Raw genomic sequence first — 3033 nt, 5'->3', positions numbered from 1 at the left:
GGCGGGGGCGGGGACGGGGGCAACGGACGGCGGGCCGGCTCGGTGGCCGGTCCCCAGGGTCGGGACGGACACGGCGGTACTCCTGGGCAGCGGGAACGCCTCGGACCGCAAGAGGGGGTGGGCGTGATCGCCCGCGCGCTGCGGCCCCTCTTCTCGAAGACCTCTGCCCGGCTTCGTCGAGCGACGATCCAGGTGGCGCCCGGAAAGGGCACGGGAGCGGCGCGGAACGGCCGCTCCGTAGGTTGTGGTACCCGGCCTGGGGGGATTCATTCCGTTTTGCACGGGTTCACTCCTCCCGATCCGGGCAGAACCGTGCCCGGCACCCGTCCCGCCGCACCGGCTGTCGGGGACGCACCGGCCGTCGGGCCGACGGCCGGTGCGGCGGGAACGCACGGGAGAGGCCCGCGACCGCCCCGGACCGGCCCGTGGACCCGGGGCAGGACCCCGGGCCGGAACCTGGGTCGGAACCAGGTCAGGAGCCGTCGAGCAGCAGGCGCGCGGCCACCTCCGCGCCGTCGGTGCGGATCCCGGCGGCCACGGCGGCGGCCCGGTCCCGGGTCTGCGGCGACAGGACGGTCCGCAGCGCGGCGGCGACGGACCCGGCGGTCGGCACGGCCGTGTCGTGCACCGCGCCGATGCCCAGCTCGGCGACCCGGGCGGCCCAGTACGGCTGGTCGACGATCTGCGGCACCACCAGCTGCGGCGCACCGGCCCGGGCGGCCGCCGCGGTGGTGCCCGCGCCGCCGTGGTGCACGACGGCGGCGACCCGGGCGAACAGCGCCTGGTGGTTCACCTCGCCGACCACGAAGCGGTCGACCGGACCGGCCGCACCGCCGTCGCCCCGCGCGTGCTCCGCACCTGCCGACAGTTCCGCCCAGCCCCGGCCGACGACCACCCGGCGGCCGGCCGCCCCGGCCTCCTCGACCGCCAGTCGGGCGACGTCCTCCGAACCGCGCATCGGCATGCTGCCGAAGCCCACGTACACCGGGGGCTCGCCCGCGTCCAGGAAGGCGGTCAGCTCGGCGGGAAGCGGTCGCGGGTCCGGCAGCAGCCAGGCTCCGGTCTGCACCACGTCGAGTTCGGCGGGCAGCCGCCAGGGGCCGAGGGTCGGGTCGGTGGCCAGCCACGGCCGCTCGGTGAGGACGTGGTCGCGGACGTTCGCCACCGTCGGCAGGCCGACCGACGCCCGGTGCGCGTTGACCGGTCCGCCGAACATCGCGTTCATGCTCTCGACGTCCAGCTCCCACAGCTTCGCGTTGTCGGCGCCCTCGGGCGGCGCGGGGCGGCCCGGGTACTGGAACGGCGGGTGGTGCGGCGACGGCAGGACGGTGGGCTGCAGGCCCGCGTAGACGAACCGGGCACCCGCCTTCTCCGCCGCCGCCCTGGCACCGGCCGCGCTCGGGAACAGCCCGGTCGCGACGACCGCGCCGCCCGCCGCCGCCTGCCCGAGGACCGCCTCGTAGGACGCCGCCGTCAGCCTCGCCACCCGGGTGGGGAAGTCCGTCGGCGCCGGCGCCGCACCGGTCACCAGCGCCCGCACCGGGTCGCCGACCGGCACCAGCGGGATGCCGAGCGTGGCCGACCGGGCCGCGAACTCCTCGTCCGACGGTGCGCAGAGCCGTACGTCCGCACCCAGTTCGCGCAACCGCACCGCCAGTCCCAGCAGCGGCTCGACATCTCCCCGCGACCCGTAGGTCGACAGCACAACGCGCATCCCGCGCTCCTTCCACATCTGCTCTTCCGGTGCCGTTCCGGTGCCTTCCCGGCTCCGGCTTCGGCTCCGGCCTCTTGCTCGGGCCTCTTGCTCCGGCTTCTTGCTCCGGCTCCGGCCTCGACGGGTGATTCTCCGACGTCACCGGGGTCTTGCCGCAAGCCCCCCGGTTCGCTGTAGCTTGGCAGTGATGATCATCATCGACCGGCTGCCGCGCGCCGTACCGCGCTCGTGAGGCTCCGGCCCGGAGCGGGGGGCGTGTTGAGGCGGCATCGGATCCTGTTGCTGGACGCGGCACCCGGGGACCTGCTCGGTGCGGAGCTGGAGCGCCTGCTCGGCCACGGCCTGGCCGTCACCCTGAACCTGCGGCGGGTCACCGACCGGGCGGCCGCGCGGGCCGCCTGGGGCGAGCGCGTGGAGTTCACCGACTTCGACCCCTTCGACGAGGCGGCCGTGATCGCCGAGACCCTTCGCGACGGCGGGCACCAGGCCGTCAAGTCCCGGGCCGGGGTGCCGTTCCGCGCCGCGTTCCTCGCCGCCACGGCCGGTGGCACTGCCACCGGTGGCGCCGCCGTTTCCGGGGATGCCGGTACNTGCCGGTACCGCGACCGGGCCGCTGCGGGTGATCGGCCGGGCCGGGGCGGGCACCGACCACGTCGACCTCGCCGCCGCCGCCCGCCACGGAGTCGTGGTCACCCACACACCCGGGTCCAACGCGGACGCGGTCGCCGAGTTCGCGCTGGCCCAGCTGCTCGCCCTGACCCGGGATCTGGTCGGCCACAACGCGGCTTCGCACCAAGGTGATTGGCGCAGTCCGGCGGCACCGGCCCGGGCACTGTCCGAACTGACCCTCGGCATCCTCGGCCCGGGCCGGATCGGCCGCGCGCTGGCCGGCCGGGCCCGCGCCCTCGGCCTGACCGTGCAGAGCCTCGGCCGCGGCCCTGCCGAGGGGGACGGCGTCCGGCGGGCGGACTCCCTCGCCGAACTGCTGGCGAGCAGCGACGTGGTGTCCGTCCACCTGCCGCTCACCGCGCGGACCAGGGGCCTGATCGGCCGCCGTGAACTGGCACTGCTGCGGCCGGGCGCGATCCTGCTGAACACCGCCCGGGGCGGGATCGTCGACGAGCAGGCCCTGGCCGAGGCCCTGCGCGATCCCGGGCACCCGCTCGCGGCGGCGGCCGTCGACACCTTCGAACACGAGCACGCCGCGTTCGACTCACCGCTGTTCGGGCTCCCGAACGCCCTGCTGACGCCGCACGTCGCCGGGATGACCCGCAGTGCGATGGCCGAGGCCGCCGTCCGCTGCGCCGACCACGTCGCCG

At 76.3% G+C, this 3033-nt stretch carries 2 protein-coding genes; one reads left to right on the top strand and one right to left on the bottom strand.

The genetic code is table 11. The features are described 5' to 3' along the window. Nucleotides 1–472 precede the first annotated feature (472 nt). Complete coding sequence (locus VR45_RS38700; protein ID WP_045944646.1) at nt 473–1714, bottom strand: glycosyltransferase; 1242 nt, start codon at nt 1712–1714, stop codon at nt 473–475. 580 nt (nt 1715–2294) lie between these two features. Between VR45_RS38700 and VR45_RS38695 the strand changes: the two genes are divergently transcribed. Next, the coding region (locus VR45_RS38695) for an NAD(P)-dependent oxidoreductase (RefSeq protein ID WP_052709706.1) at nt 2295–3033 on the top strand (739 nt) is incomplete at its 3' end.

The organism is Streptomyces sp. NRRL S-495, from assembly GCF_000966955.1.
Lineage (GTDB): Bacteria > Actinomycetota > Actinomycetes > Streptomycetales > Streptomycetaceae > Kitasatospora > Kitasatospora purpeofusca.
This window is presented reverse-complemented; position numbering and strand designations above follow the sequence as displayed.

Coding starts and splice junctions, on each gene's coding strand:
- VR45_RS38700 (WP_045944646.1), bottom strand. CDS start 1,714: ATGCGCGTTGTGCTGTCGACCTACGGGTCGCGGGGAGATGTCGAGCCG.